This is a genomic window from Exiguobacterium sp. s146 (assembly GCF_018618415.1).
GTDB lineage: Bacteria > Bacillota > Bacilli > Exiguobacteriales > Exiguobacteriaceae > Exiguobacterium.
In genome coordinates this window covers 294429-315358 of record NZ_JACSMA010000001.1, presented here as the reverse complement: position 1 = coordinate 315358, position 20930 = coordinate 294429, and the positions used below count along the sequence as shown (strand labels likewise).

General features: G+C 50.0%; 23 protein-coding genes. 11 read left to right on the top strand and 12 right to left on the bottom strand.

The features are described 5' to 3' along the window. Positions 1 to 44 precede the first annotated feature (44 nt). A complete protein-coding gene (locus tag KNP83_RS01775; protein ID WP_214759804.1) occupies positions 45 to 941 on the bottom strand; it encodes a carbohydrate ABC transporter permease in 897 nt (298 codons plus the stop codon). Positions 942 to 1010: 69 nt separating this feature from the next. Beyond that, a complete protein-coding gene (locus KNP83_RS01770; protein ID WP_214759796.1) occupies positions 1011 to 2360 on the bottom strand; it encodes an ABC transporter substrate-binding protein in 1350 nt (449 codons plus the stop codon). Between the two features lie 367 nt (positions 2361 to 2727). Here KNP83_RS01770 and KNP83_RS01765 point away from each other — a divergent pair, with 367 nt between their 5' ends. Together KNP83_RS01765 and KNP83_RS01760 are read left to right on the top strand one after the other, a co-directional pair. After that, positions 2728 to 3852 carry a GntR family transcriptional regulator gene (locus KNP83_RS01765; protein ID WP_214759794.1) on the top strand — a complete coding sequence of 375 codons (1125 nt, stop codon included), beginning with the start codon at positions 2728 to 2730 and terminating at the stop codon, positions 3850 to 3852. A gap of 27 nt (positions 3853 to 3879) precedes the next feature. After that, positions 3880 to 4500, top strand: a complete 621-nt coding sequence (locus KNP83_RS01760) for a YesL family protein (RefSeq protein ID WP_214759791.1) — start codon at positions 3880 to 3882, stop codon at positions 4498 to 4500. A 49-nt stretch (positions 4501 to 4549) separates the two neighbouring features. Here the strand turns inward: KNP83_RS01760 and KNP83_RS01755 are convergent, their stop codons facing one another. Further along, positions 4550 to 5146 carry an FMN-binding negative transcriptional regulator gene (locus KNP83_RS01755; RefSeq protein ID WP_214759783.1) on the bottom strand — a complete coding sequence of 199 codons (597 nt, stop codon included), beginning with the start codon at positions 5144 to 5146 and terminating at the stop codon, positions 4550 to 4552. Between the two features lie 107 nt (positions 5147 to 5253). Here KNP83_RS01755 and KNP83_RS01750 point away from each other — a divergent pair, with 107 nt between their 5' ends. Continuing rightward, positions 5254 to 5940, top strand: a complete 687-nt coding sequence (locus KNP83_RS01750; RefSeq protein ID WP_214759781.1) for a haloacid dehalogenase type II — start codon at positions 5254 to 5256, stop codon at positions 5938 to 5940. On the opposite strand, the gene paiA is transcribed toward KNP83_RS01750, so the two are convergent. Both paiA and KNP83_RS01740 read right to left on the bottom strand, forming a co-directional pair. Continuing rightward, the gene (gene paiA / locus KNP83_RS01745) at positions 5915 to 6436 is read right to left on the bottom strand and encodes a spermidine/spermine N(1)-acetyltransferase (RefSeq protein ID WP_214761610.1); all 522 of its coding nucleotides are present in this window, start codon (positions 6434 to 6436) and stop codon (positions 5915 to 5917) included. The genes KNP83_RS01750 and paiA overlap by 26 nt on opposite strands. A gap of 8 nt (positions 6437 to 6444) precedes the next feature. Continuing rightward, positions 6445 to 6897 (bottom strand): MarR family winged helix-turn-helix transcriptional regulator, encoded by a 453-nt coding sequence (locus tag KNP83_RS01740; RefSeq protein WP_214759771.1) that lies wholly within the window; start codon positions 6895 to 6897, stop codon positions 6445 to 6447. Positions 6898 to 7039: 142 nt separating this feature from the next. Here KNP83_RS01740 and KNP83_RS01735 point away from each other — a divergent pair, with 142 nt between their 5' ends. Continuing rightward, the gene (locus KNP83_RS01735) at positions 7040 to 7396 is read left to right on the top strand and encodes a DUF2200 domain-containing protein (RefSeq protein WP_214759756.1); all 357 of its coding nucleotides are present in this window, start codon (positions 7040 to 7042) and stop codon (positions 7394 to 7396) included. Continuing rightward, positions 7396 to 7818 (top strand): DUF1801 domain-containing protein, encoded by a 423-nt coding sequence (locus KNP83_RS01730; protein ID WP_214759755.1) that lies wholly within the window; start codon positions 7396 to 7398, stop codon positions 7816 to 7818. The genes KNP83_RS01735 and KNP83_RS01730 overlap by 1 nt, the downstream gene beginning before the upstream one ends. 242 nt (positions 7819 to 8060) lie before the next feature. On the opposite strand, the gene KNP83_RS01725 is transcribed toward KNP83_RS01730, so the two are convergent. From KNP83_RS01725 to KNP83_RS01710, 4 genes are all read right to left on the bottom strand, one after another. Continuing rightward, positions 8061 to 8723: an ABC transporter ATP-binding protein gene (locus KNP83_RS01725; protein WP_214759752.1), complete on the bottom strand. Its 663-nt coding sequence runs from the start codon at positions 8721 to 8723 to the stop codon at positions 8061 to 8063. Further along, complete coding sequence (locus KNP83_RS01720) at positions 8720 to 9940, bottom strand: ABC transporter permease (RefSeq protein ID WP_029594743.1); 1221 nt, start codon at positions 9938 to 9940, stop codon at positions 8720 to 8722. Before KNP83_RS01720 ends, KNP83_RS01725 begins: the two co-directional genes overlap by 4 nt. Before the next feature lie 660 nt (positions 9941 to 10600). Then, positions 10601 to 10930: a hypothetical protein gene (locus KNP83_RS01715; protein WP_214759744.1), complete on the bottom strand. Its 330-nt coding sequence runs from the start codon at positions 10928 to 10930 to the stop codon at positions 10601 to 10603. 297 nt (positions 10931 to 11227) lie between these two features. Then, the gene (locus KNP83_RS01710; RefSeq protein ID WP_214759742.1) at positions 11228 to 12937 is read right to left on the bottom strand and encodes a methyl-accepting chemotaxis protein; all 1710 of its coding nucleotides are present in this window, start codon (positions 12935 to 12937) and stop codon (positions 11228 to 11230) included. A 205-nt stretch (positions 12938 to 13142) separates the two neighbouring features. Between KNP83_RS01710 and KNP83_RS01705 the strand changes: the two genes are divergently transcribed. Beyond that, positions 13143 to 13790 (top strand): TVP38/TMEM64 family protein, encoded by a 648-nt coding sequence (locus KNP83_RS01705; RefSeq protein WP_214759734.1) that lies wholly within the window; start codon positions 13143 to 13145, stop codon positions 13788 to 13790. A gap of 218 nt (positions 13791 to 14008) precedes the next feature. On the opposite strand, the gene KNP83_RS01700 is transcribed toward KNP83_RS01705, so the two are convergent. Continuing rightward, positions 14009 to 14869 carry an SDR family oxidoreductase gene (locus KNP83_RS01700; RefSeq protein WP_214759732.1) on the bottom strand — a complete coding sequence of 287 codons (861 nt, stop codon included), beginning with the start codon at positions 14867 to 14869 and terminating at the stop codon, positions 14009 to 14011. 147 nt (positions 14870 to 15016) lie between these two features. On the opposite strand from KNP83_RS01700, the gene KNP83_RS01695 reads away from it, so the two are divergent. After that, positions 15017 to 15451, top strand: a complete 435-nt coding sequence (locus KNP83_RS01695) for an Rrf2 family transcriptional regulator (RefSeq protein WP_034779138.1) — start codon at positions 15017 to 15019, stop codon at positions 15449 to 15451. A 22-nt stretch (positions 15452 to 15473) separates the two neighbouring features. On the opposite strand, the gene KNP83_RS01690 is transcribed toward KNP83_RS01695, so the two are convergent. After that, positions 15474 to 16310: a Cof-type HAD-IIB family hydrolase gene (locus KNP83_RS01690; RefSeq protein ID WP_214759729.1), complete on the bottom strand. Its 837-nt coding sequence runs from the start codon at positions 16308 to 16310 to the stop codon at positions 15474 to 15476. 226 nt (positions 16311 to 16536) lie between these two features. Here KNP83_RS01690 and KNP83_RS01685 point away from each other — a divergent pair, with 226 nt between their 5' ends. The 3 genes from KNP83_RS01685 (at position 16537) to KNP83_RS01675 (ending at position 18736) form a co-directional block, all read left to right on the top strand. Then, complete coding sequence (locus KNP83_RS01685) at positions 16537 to 17160, top strand: DedA family protein (protein WP_214759722.1); 624 nt, start codon at positions 16537 to 16539, stop codon at positions 17158 to 17160. A 129-nt stretch (positions 17161 to 17289) separates the two neighbouring features. Next, positions 17290 to 18207 carry a TerC family protein gene (locus tag KNP83_RS01680; RefSeq protein ID WP_214759720.1) on the top strand — a complete coding sequence of 306 codons (918 nt, stop codon included), beginning with the start codon at positions 17290 to 17292 and terminating at the stop codon, positions 18205 to 18207. A 325-nt stretch (positions 18208 to 18532) separates the two neighbouring features. Then, complete coding sequence (locus KNP83_RS01675) at positions 18533 to 18736, top strand: hypothetical protein (RefSeq protein WP_214759718.1); 204 nt, start codon at positions 18533 to 18535, stop codon at positions 18734 to 18736. Positions 18737 to 18751: 15 nt separating this feature from the next. Here KNP83_RS01675 and KNP83_RS01670 read toward each other — a convergent pair whose 3' ends face one another. Next, positions 18752 to 19249, bottom strand: a complete 498-nt coding sequence (locus KNP83_RS01670; RefSeq protein WP_214759714.1) for a DUF305 domain-containing protein — start codon at positions 19247 to 19249, stop codon at positions 18752 to 18754. Between the two features lie 163 nt (positions 19250 to 19412). Here KNP83_RS01670 and KNP83_RS01665 point away from each other — a divergent pair, with 163 nt between their 5' ends. Continuing rightward, on the top strand, positions 19413 to 20867 hold the full coding sequence (locus KNP83_RS01665; protein ID WP_214759712.1) for a UDP-N-acetylmuramoyl-L-alanyl-D-glutamate--2,6-diaminopimelate ligase: 1455 nt from the start codon (positions 19413 to 19415) through the stop codon (positions 20865 to 20867). The last annotated feature ends 63 nt before the right edge of the window (positions 20868 to 20930 follow it).

The following is a 20930-nucleotide window of genomic DNA, read 5'->3' as shown; positions in this document are numbered from 1 at the left end:
AGAGCTAATTGCATGGTCATTCTCCTTTCCTATACGCGAATCGCTCAATCAAGATCGAACGATGATTTTTCATTCATCCGGAATTGGAGCAACGTGACGATGAAAATGAAGAGCCCGAGGACGAGCGCCATCGCCGAAGCGTAACCGAGTTGGAAGTTCCCGAACGATTTTTGCCAAATGTAGAAGACCGCAGAGGCAGACGAGTACTCTGGACCTCCGGTTGGTGTCATGACGTTAATTTCCGTGAAAATCTGTGCCCCACCGATGATGTTCGTCACGATGATAAAGAACGTGACCGGTTTGACCATCGGGAGCGTGATGTGCCAAAAGCTTTGCCACGCGTTGGCCCCATCGAGTTTCGCTGCCTCATAAAATGATTTCGGGACACTTTGAAGCGCCGCCAAGTAAAGAAGCATCGTGTAACCGAGGCCTTTCCAAATCGCCATGAGAATGAGCGCGGGTTTGACGGTTTCGGTGTTTTGGAGCCAGTTCGGCCCGTCGATGCCGATCAACGCCAAGAATTGGTTGACCAATCCATAGTCCCCGTTGTATGCCCATTGCCATAAGATGGAGACGGCAGCAATCGACGAGATGACGGGAATATAGTAAATTACGCGGAATGTGTCCGTCCCGAAAATCTTTCGATTCAACGCGAGAGCAAGCAGAAGGGCGAGGACGATGCCGATTGGGATTCCAATCATCATAAAGATTGTGTTGTACATCGATTTATAAAAATATTCATCTTGGAACAAGTTAACGAAATTTTCAAACCCGATAAATTTCATTTGGCCGAGACCGTTCCAATTCGTGAAGGCGCCGTAAACGGAATACATCAACGGTACGAACGCGAAGAGGAAGAACCCAATGACCGGTGCCGCAACGAACAAGTAGGCATACCGTTGTTCAGTTCGATATAACTTGGAAATCGATTTTGTTTTCATTGTTCTTCCATCCTTTCAACGTCAGAGACGCGGGTGGCGAACTTCGCCACCCCCGTTTCGACTCTCTGATCAGTTCGCCTGTTTCTCTTGTTCGATCGCCGCATCGAGCAATTTCTGCATCTTCGGTTGCGCCGTCTTCACATAGTCTTCGACCGATGTTTTACCGTCGAGGACAGGCTGGATGTTTTTGAAGAACTCATCGTACCATTCTGCCGTGTATGTTTTCTCAGCCGGGAAGCCGCGGCCATAATCATTGATTAAATCAAGGAACTCTTGTTTGTTGTCTGGTTTGATTGAAGTGTCCGCTGCCCAGTTGTCCGCGATTTCCATACTGTTCGGCAATTGAACTTGTGCGTCTACGAGCGCTTGTTGTCCTTCTTGATCCGCTGATAGGTACATCGCCAACTCCGCTGCTTCCTCTTTATGTTTCGTCGTCGAACCGACGCCGATTCCAAGCGAACCGACCCATCCTGACGCTTTACCGGTCGAACCGGCTGGCCACGGGAGTAAGTCATATTCGAATTTCAGCTGTTCTTTAAATGCTGCCATATCCCAAGGACCGACCGGGAAGAAGGCAAGTTGTCCTTTCAACCAACGTTGGTACGTGTCGAGCGTCTGTGTTTCCCCGATTGACGGTGTGATCCCATGTTTCAACTGTTGATCGACGAAGAACTGTAACGCTTCGATGAATTTCGGATCATCAATCGTCACTTTCGTGCCGTCTTCGTTGATCCAGTCCGCTCCATTACTCCAAACGAAAGGCTGAAGGGCCCAGTTTACGTTAAAGCCCGTACCGTACTGATCCATCTTCCCGTCACCGTTTGTGTCTTTCGTCAACTGTTTGGCCACGTCTACAAATTCATCCCATGTATATGGCTTATCTTTATCCGGAAGCGGAACGCCCGCATCTTCGAACATCGTCTTGTTGTAACCGAGTGCGAACGGACCTAAGTCTTTCGGTAGTCCGTAAATCGCGCCTTCTCCAAGCGTCTTCCCATCGAAACGATACTTGTCGACACCCTTCTCCCAAATGTCGTCCAACTTGACGTCTTCTGAAGTTTCGACCGCCTCTGTTATATCGAGTAGCACACCCGAGTTTACGTATGCTTTCACTTGGGCAGGATTATAGAAGAAGACGTCTGGGATTTTACGACCTGCGATGGCCGATTTGAGTTTTGTATCGTACTGATCCGGCGCCGTCTGAACCATCGTTACCTTCACATCTTTATTGGCTTCTTCAAAACGTTTCACCGTCGCTTGATAGGCCTTTAACTCTTCTGGATTTCCACGGAACATAAACGTCAGTTCAACTTTTCCGTCAGCGCCCGCCTCGTCTCCCGAACAGCCGGCGAGGGCTAAAGAAGTTGTCATCAGTGCTGACATCGTTAACGCAAACATTTTTTTCGATTTACGATTCATTGTGAATTCCTCCATCAGTTTATATTCATGTGCAAAGCATGATAAAGATGTACGTACATGTTGAGTTAAATAAAAAAGCAAACTGTATAATGAAGCCCACACGACACTATACATGCACTAGCTAAGAAACCAATGTAATTAGTAATGAAAGCGTTTTCTGTACAATTTGAGTCTATTACACACGTTCGGACATGTCAATTTGATTTTTGTATATTTTTGTATTTCATCCGTACATATTCATAGAAAATTCAGATGCTATTTTTGCTTATTCATAGTAAACAGGACATTTGTTTGTTAATATGTATGTAAGATCATATCTTGTACGGATGAGTTGTTCAACGTACACGAGAGAAAGCAGGGACGCCAGATGGCACAACGCACAAAGTACAATATGGTTAAAGATCATATTCTTGACTGGATAAAAGATGGAACGGTAAGGCCAGGTGAAAAAATTCCTTCTGAAAATGAATTGGTCCAATCATTTGGAGTGAGCCGTCATACGATTCGACAAGCTGTAGGAGAACTAGTGAACGAAGGCTATCTTTACCGTGAACAAGGCTCGGGCACGTATTGCTCCCCGGTCCTTCCGACCTCGACTCCCCAAACGATTGAACGTTTAGGCAACGGTAAAAATATCGGTGTCATCACGACCTACATGTCTGATTATATCTTTCCGTCTATCATTCGGGGGATTGAATCTCACTTGGCTTCGAAAGGATACACATTGACCTTATCTTGTACGGATAACAACGTCGAGAAAGAACGGCAATGCCTCGAGATGATGTTAGATCGTCAAATTGATGGGTTGATCGTCGAGCCGACGAAGAGCAGTAGCTACAATCCGAACATCAAATATTATTTAGAACTCGAACAACAGCATACGCCGTATTTGATGATTAACCAATACTATTCGCAATTAACGCCTCCTTATCTGATTATGGATGACGAGAAAGGTGGGTTCTTGGCTGCCGAACATCTCATCAAACTTGGCCATGAGCGCATCATGGGACTCTTCAAAACAGATGATCTTCAAGGGGTCCATCGGATGCGCGGCTTTATACGTGCGTTCCGAGAATACAATCTCCCCCTAGAGCCAGAATTAATTATAACGTATACGACAGAAGAACTTGTGCCTTCTTTTTATGACGTGATTCATCAAGTGTTCGAGAACGCGGACGAACGGCCGAGTGCTATCGTCTGTTATAACGACCAACTCGCCCTTAACGTGTTGGACCAGTTGAGAAATCTGCGCCTCTCTGTCCCGCAAGACGTCTCACTCGTCGGATATGACGACTCGGTGCTTGCCGTCGCGACAGAGGTGAAACTGACTTCAATCATCCACCCGAAGCAAGAATTAGGCCGTGCCGCAGCCGAGTGGATTATCGCGGCTGTCGAGAAAAAGGATACGCCACCGTCACATACGTATGAACCTGAATTGATCGTTCGTAACTCGACCGCACCCTATAATCGTCTCGAATCTAAATTAGGCTGATTCTCTGCTAACTTCTTGGAGGTCCTCATGAATTTAAAACATGAACACAACAAGCTATTCCAAGCGCTCGAATTTGTCACCAGCCTGGTGCAACTGAACGTGGTCTTCTTACTGAGCATTCTGCCTGTCATCACGTTGTTCCCGGCCTTGTACGCTTTACATGCCGTCACACGGCAATGGTCGGTCAACCAAGATTACAGCGTGTTCCGCGCCTACTTCCGCTTCTTTAATGAAGGAGTGCGCCGTCATTATAAGCTAGGTGTAGCCTGGACCTTGTTTGTATTCGTCTTATTGATCGACTTTTTGCTCATTCGTCAAATCGATACCGGGCAAACGATTCTCTTCACCGGTCTGTTCGTGATCGGATTTGTCTTCACCTCCCTATCGTTATTCCTGTTTCCGATTTTGACGCACTACGAGATGAAGACGATGGATGCCTTGAAGTTGGCGTTATTCAGCATCATGCGATATGGCTATATTGTCGTGCTCGCGCTCTTGTTATTCACAGCGCTTGGTATGCTCGCGTATCGCTCTCCGCTCTATTTGTTGTTCGGCTTTTCGTTCATCGTGTTTTTAATGACGAAACTGTACCTCCACCAGTTAGACCGCGCCATCATGAACCGTCATGTCGACATCAAGTCTTCATGAAACAAACCCTTCCTCCATCTGCGATTAAGTCACGCAGACGAGGGAAGGGTTATTTTTTATGTGCTCGCATCACATCTGCCATCGGACACCCCGCCTGTTTGAGTTCGGAGACGATGCGTGCATAATCCGTTTCGTTTCGATTTTGGCTCAGCTTGAACGCCGCCTGCACCTCCGAAATGTCGATGCGGAACCCGACGACGCCATATTTCTGCCGCTGCACCGGTTCGGACAGTTCCTCCCAGACGACAGCGTGCTCTCGGTCCCCTTCATGGTCTTGAAGCAGTCCGGCCAAGTCTTCCTCGAGTTGTTCCGCATTCAGGATAGTCGCCTGTCCGTATGCATGGACGGCCTGATAGTTCCACGTCGACACGTCCTCATGGCCGTACCACGATGCCGAGACGTAGGCGTCCGGACCTTGGACGATCAGGAGCACGGTCTGGTCTTCAATCGTTTGCCATTGTGGATTGTTTTTGGCGATGTGGGTCGTGAACCAGACGCGGCCCTCTTCCTTATGGAAACGGAGTGGCACGTGCGTCGCGATCGGTTTTTGCCCATCATACGTGACGATGGTGCCGAACGGATGCGCCTTCAAGAAATCGTGCACTTCTTTCGGATCGTTCACGGCGTAAAGTTTTGGGACGTACATCGTATTCCTCCTGTCTGGTTCGTTCATCAACTGACTGGCCCTCCTGTATAATTCATGCCAACTAGGGTAAAGAGTAGATGACGCGATTCAACCAAGGAGGGATCTCTATGAAACCGACGATTAAAGCATTCGTGTTCGATGTATACGGGACCTTGTTCGACGTCCATTCCGTTAAGGCGGCGTGTGACGAACAGTTCCCCGGAAAAGGTGACCATATCAGTCAAACGTGGCGGACGAAACAACTCGACTACTTCTTCACCCGCCACATTATGGGGCGTTACGAGGACTTCTCCGTCGTCACGCGCGATGCCCTGCGATACGCCTTGGCGGCGGCCGAAGTGACGTGGACAACCGAGACGGAGGACGCATTGATCGCCACGTATGCCGAGCTGTCGCCATACGAAGAGGTCGCGGATGTGTTGCACCAGCTGCATCATAAACGGACCGTCGTTCTCTCGAACGGGACGGATGCGATGCTCGAGGCGCTCATCCACAACGCCGGATTCACCAATTTGTTCGATGAACTCGTCAGCATCGACGGCATCAAACAAGCCAAACCATCACCGGCCGCGTACATGCATTGGTTCAAAAAAAGCGGGCTGAAACGGGACGAGGTACTGTTCCTGTCCTCGAACGGCTGGGACATCGCCGGTGCGAAGAACTTCGGCTTCCATACCGCTTGGATCAACCGCGACGCCAAACCGCTCGACATGCCCGACCTGGCTCCGGATGCCGTCTACGAGGACTTGTCTGGAATCTTAGAATGGGTCACGGACGAAGCGGCTTGGCCATAATCAAATCGACTTGGGCGTCATCGCCCATATAGAACGTGTGCGCCCCAGTTTGGACGAAGCCATGCTTCTTATAAAAGGCGAGTGCCTTCTGGTTATGTTCCCAGACGCCGAGCCAAATCTCACGCTTGTTCAGTTCGTTCGCGCATGTGATGGCCTGGTCATACAACGCCTTGCCGACACCGCTTCCTTGGAAGGCACGACGCACATAAATCCGTTCGAGTTCGAACGCCTCCTCGCCCATGGCCTCGGTCTGGGCGTTGTTGGCGTTCACTTTTAGATATCCGGCGACTTCCCCGTCAAGTATGGCGAAGAAGAACTGTGAGTCCGAATTCGAAAGCTCTTTTTTAAGTTGCGCTACGTTGTATGCCCGCTCGAGATACGCGGCTAAATGCGCCGGGTCATTCTCAGATTCGAACGTCTCCGTGAACGTCTCGATGCTGATGGTGCGAAGTGCGTCAACGTCTTCGATTGTACAAGCTTTGATGGTGATCATGATTGTTCCCCCTAGTAGTCTCGTTTCTTCCCTTTTTTCACGGCATCCCAGTCCCCTTCGATATTGTGGCGGACCCGCTTCAACAGCCGGAGTAGCTGCTCGGCTTCCTGATCGCTCAGCCCGGCGAGCGCGACATCCGTCGAATGCTCGTGTTCGCGGATGATGACCGGGTACAGCGCCTGCCCCTGTTCGGTCGGGACGAGCCGTTTGATTTTCTTGTTGTACGGGTCGTCCTGTTTGGTGATTAACCCGTTCGTCTCCAACTTTTGAATCGCCCGCGCCGCCGTCGTCCGGTCGACTTTGATCAGTTCGGCGAGCTTCTCTTGGATGATGCCCGGCTCTTCACAAATCCGGACCAAATACAAATATTGCCCTTTCGTCAGCTCGAGCTCCTTGAACTCGATATTGCTGATCGAGTCGAGGGCACGGGCGATCATCCCGATTTCACGCAACTGGTCTCTCATACAATCCTCCTGATTGTTGTATTTGCAATACGTTATATTCAGTATAATTGATTTAGTTGCATTTGCAACAAAAAAACTTTTAGGTACACATTATGATTATGTGAGAAAATGAAGGTATCATTCCACGAAACGAGGGGATTTCATGGCACACCGTATTTACACAACGAGCTTTGCGAGCGTCTATCCGCTCTACGTCTCGAAAGCCGAACGGAAAGGCAGGACGAAAGACGAAGTCGATACGATCATCCGCTGGCTGACCGGTTATGACGAGGCTGGGCTCGAGCGTCAACTCGCTGCCGAGGTCGACTTTGACACGTTCTTCACCACGGCACCTCATATGAACGAGGATCGCTCCCTCATCAAAGGCGTCGTCTGCGGCGTCCGCGTCGAGAACGTCGAGGAGCCGCTCATGCGCGAGATCCGCTATTTGGATAAGCTCATCGATGAGCTCGCCAAAGGCAAGGCGATGACGAAGATTTTGCGGGGAGGCGAACAGTAATGGACTATACGACACTCGTCGACGACAAACGTCTCGACGCCTTCATCCATTTGATTGACGTCATCGATACGAACTTGCCGGCCGGGTTCGAGAAGACGACCGACGGGAACGGCATCCATTATGCCGTCCCGCTATCGACGTATCCGTCCGGCTATCACGTCACGCCGGGCAGCCCGCTCCCGTTTTTGAGTGTCATCGCCCAGAAGAACCACGTCGCCTTGTATCATATGGGCGTCTATAGCGACCCGGAACTGCTCCGCTGGTTCGAGGAGGCCTACGCCGCCCAAGTGCCGACGAAATTGAACATGGGCAAGAGCTGTATCCGTTTCGGCAACGTCAAGCACATCCCGTACGAGTTGATTGGCGAGCTCGTCTCGAAGATGACGCCGGAGCAATGGATTGCGGCGTACGAAGCACGTTAAAACAGGCAGGTCGATGGCGACCTGCCTGTTTGGCATTCCTTATTTTCCCCGCCTCCCCATAGTCGGAAACGGATTGAGTCCGTCCTCATTGCGGCCTTGCCAGATATACTGCTACAACGAGGAGAGCTACCCCTAAGACAATCAACAATTTGTAAAACATGTTTTGTTTTCTACGAACCACACCAATCACGGTAAAGAAGATACCGAATAGGAAGGACAAGACCATTGCGATGAATCCCATTTTATTCGCTCCTTTTCAGCTTAATGATTCGCTCGTGACGATTGGCCACGTCCAAATCATGTGTCACGGTAATCACTGTCGTATTGAACTCGCGATTCATCTCAAACAATAAATCGATGATACGCTCTTTGTTTTCCGGGTCTAGTGACGCAGTCGGCTCATCGGATAAAATGATTTGGGGATTCATAATGACAGCCCTCGCAAAAACAGCTCGCGACCGTTGTCCGCCCGAACATTCCAACGGTTTCTTCTTCAAAATGGACTCGATTCCAATCTTACTTACAATCCGCTTGAAGTGTTCCTGGGCGCGTGGGTCTCTTTCGAGATTGGCATACATGAGCGGTAACTTAATATTGTCCTCGATGGTCAGCGAATCAATGAGTGCCGATTCCTGAAGCACGAATCCAATCTTTTGATTACGCCATTTCGCTAATGTATCCCGTGACAGCCCCTGAACAGATGAATCAAATAGCTCATAGCTCCCTTGGTAGCGTGTATCCAGCAACCCGATGATATTGAGCAACGAGGTCTTCCCGACGCCAGACTCCCCTATTATCGAGAGCTTTTCCCCCGGTTGAACCTCTAATTCAAAATCATGCAGGATGGAAAATCCTTTCTTATCGAACGCTTTTTTCTGAATTTCTAACTTGATGATGCTACTCATTGCAAAACCCCCACCGAGATTGGAATACCCTTGATTTTTTTGAGCGCCAGTTCCACAATCATCACCCCTATGATCACGTCAATCAATAGAACACCTAAGAAAGCGATCCAATCCATACTGATTAAGCCAAATACCCCATACGTGGCAAAAATCGAATCTTTCCTCATCCAAAAACCGTATCGATTGAAGGCGGTGATTGCGAATAAGATGACGAGGTTGATCGAGAACAAAATCGCAAAGTAGCTATAAAAAATGGTTCTCAGTTTGGAGTAACTTAATCCCACTAATAAATTGACCGTAAAATCTTTAATCATGAGCCGAACACTGATTAATGTATTCCAAGTCGCCAGACACACAATGACGACGAGTAACACGAGCGTAATCGCACTAATCATCTTCAAAGAGCTTACATAATAATCTTCAAAGTAATTAAAGTTTTCTTGTTGGCTAAAAAAGTTAAAGTCCAACCCTAGATTGTTCTGAATCTGTTCATTCAACTTCGTTGCTTCTTCTTTCGTCGAATCGAGCAACACGATGTCCATCAAACCGTTCAAGTGGAGGTCAAGACCCGCACTTTGAATAAACGGCTCGTTGACGGGGACGATGACTGAAAAGTTATAGTAGTTCTTTGAATTCGGTGCATAAAAGTTCGAGCGGTGCGTATTTTTCTCCAAGACCCCTTGCACTCTCAAATCAACCGCTTGTTGGGTGACCGGATCCGTGATTTCGATTTTAGATCCTACCGGATACGTTGAAGCCAGACCTCCACCTATCAGAACCGGAATGTCATCTTGTTTAAATTGATAATCAAAGTTCAACTGATCGCCTTGCGCCAACTTGAATTGATTGAGTTGGTACGCCTCTTCATTGATGTAATTAAACGACACTTCCATATCATGTTCATTCTCTAAAGAGGTCGTAAAGCCGTCAGCTTGTAAGGCATATGTATGATTGTTATTTAAATACTCATAAAGCTTTCGCGTTTCCTTGATGTCGATTCGATCAAAATCGGCTTCACTCTCTGGATTTAAATTGGCGATATAATTCCCTTCTCGATTGAACGTTTCAATTTCTTGATAGCCTTGAGCAGTCGAAATAATGGAACGCGTGGCACTAAAAGAGAGGTAATTCGCTAGGAAAAGTAATAAGATCATTCCCAGAACAAGGATCCATCGCTTCAAAAATATTCTTGTTATAAAAAAGTGTAAAATTCTCATTCTCTTTTCACCTGACCTGCACTAATTAATATATATACGATAAACAGCAAGACGAGATAAAGGTTGCTGGTTACATTCAAATCTAAGTAAAAGTTCAATGAAAGGGATAATAAAAAACTGAACCCCAAGATCGCTAGACTATTTAACATGTAGCGACGAATCACTTTTTGTTTCGTGTCTCCGACAAGGATGCGGCAAGAAATCTCTGTTTTTCTCCGATTTAAAAATTGATAATGGAAGATCATCATGATAAACGTGAGAAGAATGCTGATGATCAATTGATAGTCAACAATGCTCTCAATGAATGACATTAAGATAAACGAACCTTCTAAATCTACAGTCTGCACATACATCAATATCAAATTTGAGACAAAACAGAAGAGATAGATGGCAGAAGCTTCAAACACATCATTAAATCTAAATAAAGAATATTTCATGACCTACTCCTTACAGATGGCATTTATAAATTTATGGTAACACGTATGAATAAATGCCAACTACCTAACTAAAAAAAACAGTAAGTTATAATTTATGAGTTAAAAAAGTAAGCTGCCACTCCATTAAACATAGAAATCCATCACATCATGTAGACATGAATTCAGACCCTGTAGGAACATACCTATCGGGTCTGATTCACACCCTCTACCTTCACCAGAAGACTTATTTCAGTGCGCCTCGAGCCCAGCTGAACTTCGTTGTGTACTTGTCTCCCCATCTCAAATCGTCCCAAACAGAGCCTGTCACTTTTGTGCTGTAGGCTACTTTGCTTAACAACGTTCTACCGTTGCGCGTATATTTGAACGAAGTAGATTTGTATTTTGAATTACTGTAGTTCCAAGCCGCACCATTGTACTTGATCTGGAATGATTCTACTGTAGACGCCCCACTAGATGCCGTACCGAACGTCGCTGCCGAGGCAGACCCTGCGCCTACTAAAAGCGCGCCGACCACTAAAGCTGAACTCGCAAATCGTTTTGTCTTCTTGTTCATCACACATTCCTTCTTTCTTGTTAAATTTTTGAAATTCAAAGAGTTGATACACATAAAATCTAGCATAGTTCACATTAAATTCAACAATCCGATAACAGATTATTACAATTTGATTCATTTTACATAAAAAGTATTCAGTCGATTATGACGAACTACCTATGGTAAATTCATCCACTCAATGACCCTCGCCTGATAGATTAATGTGACTAACGCCTAGGGTCCCTAAGTTGCTACGATTCTATAAAACGGAGTTCAATCTAAAAAAGCAGGCAGGTCGATGGGCGACCTGCCTGTCCGTCATACGTGGAATCGTTTTGTCATTTGGCGCATCTCGTCTGCCATGTTCGACAGCTCTTGGGCCGATGCCGTGATCTCTTCCATCGACGCCATCTGTTCTTCCGTCGCCGCCGACGTGTTCTCGGTGTCGGTCGCCGTCGTCTCCGTAATTCCTTGAATCTCGTTCACCGATTGTAAAATCTCGGTCGCCCCGGCTGCCATCTCTTGGACAGCGCCTGACACTTCCTCGACTTTTTGACCGACCTCTTCAATCGCCCGCTTGATGTCTTCGAATGCTAGCCCAGCCTGTTGGACGTTCGTGACGCTGTGGTCCATCTCGCTCTCGACGACGTGCATCGTCTGCACGGCTTGTTTCGTCTCCGTCTGTGTGTCTCCAATCAACCCTGAGATTCGTTTCGTCGCGACAGCCGACTCTTCGGCGAGTTTCCGGACTTCTGAGGCGACGACGGCGAAGCCGCGTCCGTGGTCGCCGGCCCGGGCTGCTTCGATGGCCGCGTTCAAGGCGAGCAAGTTCGTCTGTTCGGCGATGCCAGAAATCGTACCGGTGATGCTGCCGATTTCTTGCGAACGAACATCGAGTTGACCGATGACCGTCTGCAACGCTTTCACTTTCTCGTTCATCGCCTCGAGTTGGGACTCGAGCGTCACAATCAACTCGTTGCCGGTCCCGACTTTTTGAAGTGCCCCGTCCGACAGTTCAGTCATATGCTGGGCACTGTCCGAGACGTGATGAATCCCGTTCGTCAGTTCAGTGAGCGTGCTACTCGATTCCTTCACACGCGTCAATTGACGGACCGAACCGGAGGCGATCTCCTCCATCGTCACAGCGACCATCTCAGTCGCTTTTGTCGTCTCTTCGACGTTCGATTTCAAATCATCTGATGACGTCGCGACGCGTCCCGCTGTCGTCGTGACGTTTCCAATCAAGTCACGCAAGCTGTCTTTCATCTCGTTGAACGAGTTAGCGAGAGAACCAATCTCGTCGCGCGAGGTGTACGTACTGTCGACCCTCAAATCACCGGCCCCGGCACGGCTCATGAGTCCATTCAATTCTCGAATTGGACGGACGATGAGGCGCGTGATGTAGACGCCGAGCCCAATCGAGACGAATGCCCCAATGGCGACGAGCACCCAGAACCACGTAACGGATTCGGTTCGATCGTTCTGCATCGTTTTGCTGGCCGTCTCGGCCTCTTGGTTGATCCCATCCATGACGACCGTCGCCGTCTCGACGAGGTCTTGACGGATCGGTCGCAAGTCACTCAAATAGATGCGATACGCTGCGGCGTTCTCACCACGTAACGCCGGCTGGAGCACGAGTTCCGTCCCTTCCAAGTAATCCGCAATCTCAGTGTTCAAATCGTCGACACGTCCTTGCATCTCGGTATCGATCGAGGCGAACGTCTCATTGAACAGCGCCAGGTTCGTCCCGATGCTGTCACGACGTTCGGTGATACTTGCCTGTAGTTCTTCATTCCGACTCGAATCGGTCGCCAACATTAATTCGAGCATATACCCGTCCAAGGCACGGTTATCCGTCCGAATTTGACCGAGCGCGCGAATCGGCAATAACCTGTCTTCATAAATCGATTCTCCCGCATCGGCCATGCGTCCCATGAAGACATGACTAAGTGTGGCCACGAGCACAAGCATCGTGATGAAGACACTAATAAGTACTGCTAATTTTTTTGACATTTTTAAATTTTTCATGGCAATCCCTCCCACTTTATTTATCGTAGGGGAGAGGACTAAAATAAAGTCTGTTTATATAAGTGTTGACCTTTTTTTCCGTTTTCAGCCACTTTATTGTGTCCAATCGTACATTGTGAACGTATCGTGTAAGCCGGTTCATCTTCATTTAGGAATGTGATGCGATACGATAAACAAAAGAACTGATGAAAAGGAGACGTCCGCTATGCCCCACTGGCTCAAATTGAGTCTCATGCTCACCTTGTTCGGGAGCATCTTCTATATCACCCATTTTCAGTATGAGCTCCGTCCATCCGACGTCCGCGACATCGTCTTGTCGTTCGGCTGGTGGGGGCCGGTCGTCTTCTTCCTCATCTATGCGGTCGGCCCGATCATCTTCTTGCCGACGTCTGTGTTATCACTTGGCGCCGGTCTCGCATTCGGGGTATGGCCGGGTGTCCTCTATATCTTGTTCGGGGCGACGGCCGCGGCCGTGACCGGTTACGTCATGGCCCGCTTTTTCGGACGGTCCGTGCTCAAGGTCGAGAGCTACCCATGGTCGGAGAAACTGTTCACGCAGATGGAGCAACGCGGTTTTCTGTACGTATTCGTCTTGCGGCTCATCCCGCTCGTCAGCTTCGATTTGCTCAGTTACGCAGGCGGCATTGCCAAGGTCAAATTCAAGTCGTTTCTCCTTGCGACCGTCCTCGGTATGATGCCAGGGACGCTCGCCTATAGCTTTCTCGGTGCGAGCCTCGCCTCGGGAAGCATCACCTTGTTCTTCATCGCTGCCCTCGTCTTCGTCACATTGATCGGCGTCACGTATTATTTCCGCGAATCGGTCAAACGGTGGCTCGGTCTCACGAACGACTAGAGAAGCACATCAGCTTCTCTTTTTTTTGCCTCGATGTGTAAATTCGATAAACATTCGGGTCAATCGGATGATAATCAAGTAGCCGCCATTCAAAAAGAGTTGAGCCACATGTCGGACCGCCTCGCTTCGACCGCAAGCACGTTAGTAGACGTGACCGGTCAGCTCGAAGCCCAAACCCACTAAAAACCAGACCGCGAATGTGGATTCGCGGTCTGGTTTTATAATGTGGCAATCAATTTTTGAAGCGCCTCTTTGAGCGGCGTCACCGGACGACCGAGTACCAACTCGAAATCGTTCGACTCGACTTCGAGCGAGCCGTTGCGGATGCTGTCTTGAATACCGACGACAATCGGAATCGCCCCTTCCGGCACCCCAGCGCCACGCATGACGCCGGCGTAAGCATCCAAGCTCACTTCCTGCAAAGTGACCTCACGGCCGAGCACATCGCTGAGCGCCTCGACGAGCTCGGCTTGCGTATGAAGTGGGCCTGACAATTCGAAAATGTCTTGCTCGAAATCATCAGCGAGGAGCACGTTCGCTGCCGCTTCGGCATAATCATCCTGGAGCGCCCAACCGACTTTGCCGTCACGTGCTGCCGTCACCCAAGGGGCACCGGCGAGCACGCCTTGAATGCTGCCGAGTTCGTTCTCTAAGTACCAGTTGTTGCGCAAGAACGCATGCGGGATTCCCGTCCGTTCGATCGCGCCTTCCGTCTCGACGTGCGGCGGTGCCATCAGGTTTTGACTCTCTGTCGCGTCGGCGAGACTCGTATAGGCGATGAACGAGACACCGGCCCGCTCGGCCGCCTCGACGGCGTTCGCATGTTGGCGAATACGTGTGTCATTGTCCCCGTCCGCCGAGATGATGAGCAGACGCTCAACACCTTTGAACGCTTCATCGAGTGTCTCTGGCTTGTCGAAGTCGCCGTGTCGCACATCGACGCCTTTCGCTTTCAGTGCTTCTGCCTTCTCCGGGTTGCGGACACTGACCGCGAGTTCACTTGCGGGTACTGATTTGAGCAACACATCGACAATTTTCGATCCGAGTTTCCCGGTCGCACCTGTGACTAAGTATTTCATGAATCATTTCCTCCCTTTAACCTGTAATTAAATCAGTTACATGTAATCATCATAGTTACAGCACCTTCGTTTGTCAATTGTTTGTTCCCTGTTATACTAAGGATGTAACCAATTCGCTTACACGACTGTGCAGAAAGGTGGTAGCCTATGTCCATCAGTAGCCGTTTCGCGGTCGGCATTCACATCTTGACGTTGATCGAGGTCAACAAGGACGGCGTCACCTCGTCTGACTTTTTGGCCGGCAGTGTCAACACGAACCCGGCCTTGATCCGAAAAATCATGGCCATGTTGAAGAAAGCCGACTTAATCGAAGTGAAGCCCGGTGTCGCCGGAGCCAAACTGACGAAAGACTTGACCGAGATTTCGCTCTATGACGTCTATCGCGCCGTCAGTGTCGTCGAGGAGAACGAGCTGTTCAGCATCCATGACAACCCGAACCCGGCGTGCCCCGTCGGCCAACATATCCAAGCCACAATCGAACCGATTTTCATCCATGCCCAATCGGCGATGGAGTCGGTATTGAAGCACGTGACCCTTGCCGATGTCGTCAACGATGTCGCCACGAAAAGCCAAGCAACCTGAAAAAAGGTTGCTTGGCTTTTTTTCAGATGAGTCGATACTTTTTGAAGCTGTTGGCCAGCCCGTCCTGATCACAGGCGTCCGTCACGTCGTCGGCGACACGCTTGACCTCGGGTTTGGCGTTGCCCATGGCGACACCGACGTTGACGTATTCGAGCATCTCGATGTCGTTCAACCCGTCCCCATAGGCGAACGTCTGCGAACGCTCGAGCCCTAGATGTTCGAGCAACGTCGCAATCGCCGTCGCTTTGTTGACGCCTGGGATCGACAGCTCGCCGCTGTTGGCCCCGAAGACGGCGACCGTGCTCGGGATGACGGTGAAACGGGAGGCGAACTCTTGTTGGATAACGTCGAGCGGGACAGATGAGCCGAGGAACGAGATTTTGTTGACATCAGGACGGACGAGGTCGACCCCTTCCCTCATCGCGTCATGGAACGGCTTTAACCCGCGCTCGATTGTCGCACTCGCCTCCGGATTGTTCGCCATCAACTCGTCAATCATCGTCGCCACGCGCGCCTTGGCGTTACCGCCGGCGAACAGGCCGTCATTCGACTCGAGATAGAAGTCGATGCCGTGTTCCGTGAAGAACGAGATGAGGTGGCTCAAGTCGTCCGTCGACACTTGTTGATGGTACAACACGTCCTCTTCGAGCTCGATATAACCACCGGCCGCCCCGATGATCCCGTCAAACCCGACGTCGAGAATGTCCGGGAACAGCTCCGCCTTCGAGCGTCCCGTCGACAAGAAGACGAGATGGCCGTTCTGTCGCGCTTTCCGGACGGCCTCCTTCGCCGATTCCGGGATGTTGCCATGGTCATCGACGAGGGTGCCGTCGACGTCTAGAAAGATGATGTGTCGCATAATATCCTCCTTTTTTGTCCTGAATACAAGAAAAACCTAGACCAGACGCAACAAATGCGCCCGATTTAGGTTTTGCCTGCCAATCCAGTAACAATCCTGATGTATGTCGTTTTCCCCTCAAGCATACCGCTCGATCTTATCAAATTCAACCTCAAGCCGTATAGGCGTGCTCCTTGCCGTCGGGTAAAGTAGACAGAGATGTCATATACGCAAGGAGACCCGATTCATGGAACAATGGATTCAACAAATGATTGAGCAGTTCGGCTATTGGGGCGTGCTCTTCCTTATCTTCATCGAGAACGTCTTCCCGCCCATCCCGTCCGAGCTCATTTTAATATTCGGCGGCTTCTTCACGACGACGACCACGCTTACGCCTGTCTGGATGATACTCGCCGCGACTGCCGGTGCCGTTATCGGGGCCATCGTCTTATATAGTGTCGGGTTGTTCTTCGACAAAGAGCGTCTCGAGTCATGGGTCGCGCGTTACGGGAAACGTCTCTATTTGAAAGTGGATGATGTCCATATGGCCGATCGCTGGTTCGACCGCTTCGGACCGAAGCTCGTCTTCTTCGGTCGGTTCGTCCCCGTCGTCCGCAGCCTTATCTCAATCCCGGCCGGCATGTCGAATATGCCGTTCGTCAAATTCTTGACACTGACAACGCTCGGCACGCTCATTTGGAACACGGTGCTCATCTTCGTCGGCGTGTATGTCGGGGAGAATTGGCAAGTGTGGCTCGGCCACATCGAGACGTATTCCCATGTCATGTACGGCGTCCTCGCCGTCATCCTGCTCGGGCTAGGCGCTTTCATCGTCCGCGTCATCTGGTCACGCCGCTCTGAACAGCGTTAAGTGTGCACACTCCGAAATCGATTCGGAGTGTTTTTTTGTAGAATCGCAATTTGACCTCTTGACTTTAAGTTCTTATGACCTTAAATTAATTATATAGAGTTCATATGAACTTAAAAGGAGGAATCATTGTTGACCCTACTCATCGCCTTTTTGGCACTCGTCATCTTCATGCTCGCGCTTGACCTCGGGGTGTTCCACCGCAAGGCACACGAAGTCTCGCTCCGCGAGGCGTGGACATGGACGTTCGTCTGGATCGGGATTGCCATCGCGTTCGGTGGTTGGTTGTTCTACTCGCAAGGCAGCACGGTCGCGACCGAATATGCGAGCGTCTACTTCATCGAGAAGGCACTCGCCATCGATAACGTGTTCGTCTTCTCGCTCGTGTTCGCCTATTTCGCGATTCCGCTCAAGTATCAGCATAAGGTGTTGTTCTGGGGCATTCTCGGAGCCATCTTCTTCCGGGCCGTCTTCATCGTCGCGGGTGTGTCGCTCTTGGAGAACTTCGGTTGGGTCTATTACGTGTTCGGCGCCTTCCTCATCTATACCGGATGGATGATGTACAAAAACATCGGCAAGGACGAGTCGCTCGAAGAGAACAAGACGATCCGTTGGCTCGAGCGCCGCTTGCCGATCACGCAAGACATCTCGTCTGGGAAGTTCACGAAACGGATCAACGGCAAACTGTTCTTCACGCCGCTCTTCATCGCGCTCATCTTTATCGAGCTGTCGGATATCGTCTTCGCCGTCGACTCGGTCGCGGCCAGCTTCGCCTACTCACGTGACCCGTATATCATCTTCTACGCGAACATCATGGCGATCCTTGGCTTGCGTAGCCTCTACTTCGTCCTCGCCAACTTGATTGACCGCTTCTACTACTTGAAGCACGGGCTCAGCTTCATGCTCGTGTTCATCGGAGCGAAAATGGTATTGGGCGACGTCTACAAGATGCCGATTTGGATGTCACTTGGTGCAATCGTCCTCGTCATCTTAATCAGTGTCGTCTATAGTTTCTACAAAACGAAACCTGGTCAGAAAAATCACGTATAACAAAAGGGAGACGTGCTAGCCTCCCAGGTGTATCACTTCTCAATTGTGGGTAAACCTTTAGTCTAGCAAACACAGAAAAGGTGGTTACGAATGTTTGACCGTATGGGTGATGTGAGTATTGGACTCGTCTTCGGGATTGTGTTGATGCTTCTGTTCAACAGTCTTTGGGGACTTGGAGTCGGCGTGATGTTAGGAATCTTCTTCCTCGTCGCACCGCGCTCGACAAACCGCCGTACTAGAAAATATATACCGCAAATACGCTAAGCCGGGGCCATCGCCTCGGTTTTTCTTATGTATACTGGAGGAAAACCATCTAGGAGGACGCATGGATTATTCAGCGACAGATCTGACGGAGGCGAAGCGGCAACTCGATTCGATTCTCCATAAATTGAAAGAGACGGTGAAAACGCTCGAGGCAAAAGACTCCCCTGAGCGCTACAAGTCACAATTGACACTCGCCAATCGGCGCATTCAGGCGCTGACGATTGCCGTCGAATTGATTGTGGCCCAACTGCATCCCGACACGTGACAAACAGCGACCGCATCACTCGGTCGCTGTTGTTGTCGATTCAGCCTCTTTCGCCGCTTCCTCTTTTTCTTTTTCTAACTCTTCAATCAACCGCTTCATCTCTTCGATTTCACGTCGTTGTGCTTCGATGATGTCTTCTGACAGCTGCTTCACGCGTGGGTCCTCAATTTCGGCCCGCTCGCTCGTCAAGATGGCGATGGAGTGGTGCGGAATCATCGCCTTCATCCAACTGACGTCATCGACCGTCGTCTGGCTCCGGACGAGCCACAGTGAGAGTCCGAACACGAGCGCGCTCACGCCTAAGATGACGGCGTTCAGCTTTTTGTTTTTGTACATGCCCCACATGAACAGCAACATGACGAACGCCATGACCGAGCCCATGATGAGCGCCATGTACAGACGCGTCTGACTGAAGAAGATATGGTCGAGTTGGAACACGTTCAAATACATGAGCCAATACATGAGAAATGTCGATACGAGAATCATCACTCCAAATTTTGCGTAAGGTTTCATCGTCTCACTCCTTTTTCATTTTGTTATGTTTCATCAATCATGTTACCGATGTGCCAGGCGTTCAAACCCGCTCGTCTTGCCGCCGTCGACGCTTTCACTTCTTTTTCACAAACGACGGCTATACTGTCAAAATGGACTTTCGACATAAAGGAGACAGAATGAAGTGGTAAAAGCATTGCAAGACCTGTTGATGGAGCTGAAACAGCTCGTGACATGGACGTATTTGGACAACCCTGCCGAAACGATGATTGAGGGCATTTCCTTCTCTTCCAAAGAAATTAAACAAAATTTTTTATTCGTTTGCATCTCGGGTTATCGCCACGATGGCCATGACTACGTGAACGAAGCGATTCATAACGGAGCGGTCGCCATCATCGCCGAACGTCCAATCGAGGCCCGGGTACCCATCATCTATTGTAAGGACACGAAACAAGCGTTGGCCGAACTCGCCGGAGCGTTTTACGATCATCCTTCAACGAGGCTGCGCCTGCACGGCGTCACCGGGACGAACGGGAAAACAACGACGACGGCACTCGCCCATCAATTGTTCGAACACATCGGGATGTCAGCCGGACTCATCGGCACACTCGGTATCACGTACGCCGGCCAAACGTTCGAAACACCAAATACGACGCCTGACCCGTTGACGATTCATCGCCACCTTCACGCCATGGTTGAGGCCGGTGTCACCGATTGTTTGATGGAAGTCTCCTCTCAAGCCATCGCGGAATCAAGAATTGCCGGCTTGGAGTTCGAGACGACCGCCTTCCTCAATCTGTCCCACGACCATTTGGACTATCACGGGACGATGGTGACGTACGCCTATACGAAAGCCCAGTTGTTTGCCCAGTTGAGGGATTCAGGGTGTGGCATCGTCAATGAGGAGGATTCGCATCACGCGCTCATGCTGTCGCTGGCACCATCCGTCGCCGACACCTTTTCATTCGGTCGTCACTCGACTACCGCAAACTTGATCGGACATCGGAAAGACGAGAAGTTCATGCTCCAGTTGGGCGACGAGGCGACACAATCGTCCCTTCCGTTCCATGAGGACTATAATCTCGATAACACGTTATGCGCCATCAGCATCGTCCTGCAAACCGGGATGCCGTTGGCAGAGATTGTTCCTCATGTTAAGACGTTGACGTTACCGAGCGGACGCCGCGAACGCGTGACCGGAATCAATCAATCGGTCTATATTGATTATGGACATACACCGGACGCCATCAAACAAGTCGTAACGTCATTGACGGCCTGCTATCCTCGTGTGCTCGTACTGCTCAGTGCTGCCGGCGAACGTGACCGACTGAAGCGCAGCATCATGACGGAAGTCGTCGTTGCTTCAGGCACGGATGTCATCTTGACCATCCATGACCCACGTCATGAAGATCCACAGCACATCCTCGACGATTTAGCGGCCGGGTCATCTGCCGAACTGATGCAATTCGCTGAACGCGAAGCAGCCATCCGGTTCTTTTGCGACCAGATGACGAACTACGACTGCGGTGTCATATTCGGAAAGGGTCATGACCGCGTCGAGCGCATCGGAGACAAGACCGTTCCGTTTGATGAACCCGCACTCGTCCGACAATTTCTTCAATCGCCCGAACTACTCTGATGGACAAGGAGAACGTTCCCCGTCTCTCGAAACCGTTACGTAGACGAGACGGTTCAGAATCAT

What these genes read in the sequence shown, in the direction of transcription:
- KNP83_RS01735 (WP_214759756.1), top strand. Translation starts at nt 7,040, where the DNA reads ATGGCACACCGTATTTACACAACGAGCTTTGCGAGCGTCTATCCGCTC.
- KNP83_RS01730 (WP_214759755.1), top strand. Translation starts at nt 7,396, where the DNA reads ATGGACTATACGACACTCGTCGACGACAAACGTCTCGACGCCTTCATC.
- KNP83_RS01675 (WP_214759718.1), top strand. Translation starts at nt 18,533, where the DNA reads ATGGATTATTCAGCGACAGATCTGACGGAGGCGAAGCGGCAACTCGAT.
- KNP83_RS01695 (WP_034779138.1), top strand. Translation starts at nt 15,017, where the DNA reads ATGTCCATCAGTAGCCGTTTCGCGGTCGGCATTCACATCTTGACGTTG.
- KNP83_RS01670 (WP_214759714.1), bottom strand. Translation starts at nt 19,249, where the DNA reads ATGAAACCTTACGCAAAATTTGGAGTGATGATTCTCGTATCGACATTT.
- KNP83_RS01740 (WP_214759771.1), bottom strand. Translation starts at nt 6,897, where the DNA reads ATGAGAGACCAGTTGCGTGAAATCGGGATGATCGCCCGTGCCCTCGAC.
- KNP83_RS01690 (WP_214759729.1), bottom strand. Translation starts at nt 16,310, where the DNA reads ATGCGACACATCATCTTTCTAGACGTCGACGGCACCCTCGTCGATGAC.
- KNP83_RS01775 (WP_214759804.1), bottom strand. Translation starts at nt 941, where the DNA reads ATGAAAACAAAATCGATTTCCAAGTTATATCGAACTGAACAACGGTAT.
- KNP83_RS01770 (WP_214759796.1), bottom strand. Translation starts at nt 2,360, where the DNA reads ATGAATCGTAAATCGAAAAAAATGTTTGCGTTAACGATGTCAGCACTG.
- KNP83_RS01755 (WP_214759783.1), bottom strand. Translation starts at nt 5,146, where the DNA reads ATGTACGTCCCAAAACTTTACGCCGTGAACGATCCGAAAGAAGTGCAC.
- KNP83_RS01760 (WP_214759791.1), top strand. Translation starts at nt 3,880, where the DNA reads ATGAATTTAAAACATGAACACAACAAGCTATTCCAAGCGCTCGAATTT.
- KNP83_RS01750 (WP_214759781.1), top strand. Translation starts at nt 5,254, where the DNA reads ATGAAACCGACGATTAAAGCATTCGTGTTCGATGTATACGGGACCTTG.
- KNP83_RS01720 (WP_029594743.1), bottom strand. Translation starts at nt 9,940, where the DNA reads ATGAGAATTTTACACTTTTTTATAACAAGAATATTTTTGAAGCGATGG.
- KNP83_RS01700 (WP_214759732.1), bottom strand. Translation starts at nt 14,869, where the DNA reads ATGAAATACTTAGTCACAGGTGCGACCGGGAAACTCGGATCGAAAATT.
- KNP83_RS01765 (WP_214759794.1), top strand. Translation starts at nt 2,728, where the DNA reads ATGGCACAACGCACAAAGTACAATATGGTTAAAGATCATATTCTTGAC.
- KNP83_RS01725 (WP_214759752.1), bottom strand. Translation starts at nt 8,723, where the DNA reads ATGAGTAGCATCATCAAGTTAGAAATTCAGAAAAAAGCGTTCGATAAG.
- KNP83_RS01710 (WP_214759742.1), bottom strand. Translation starts at nt 12,937, where the DNA reads ATGAAAAATTTAAAAATGTCAAAAAAATTAGCAGTACTTATTAGTGTC.
- KNP83_RS01715 (WP_214759744.1), bottom strand. Translation starts at nt 10,930, where the DNA reads ATGAACAAGAAGACAAAACGATTTGCGAGTTCAGCTTTAGTGGTCGGC.
- KNP83_RS01705 (WP_214759734.1), top strand. Translation starts at nt 13,143, where the DNA reads ATGCCCCACTGGCTCAAATTGAGTCTCATGCTCACCTTGTTCGGGAGC.
- KNP83_RS01685 (WP_214759722.1), top strand. Translation starts at nt 16,537, where the DNA reads ATGGAACAATGGATTCAACAAATGATTGAGCAGTTCGGCTATTGGGGC.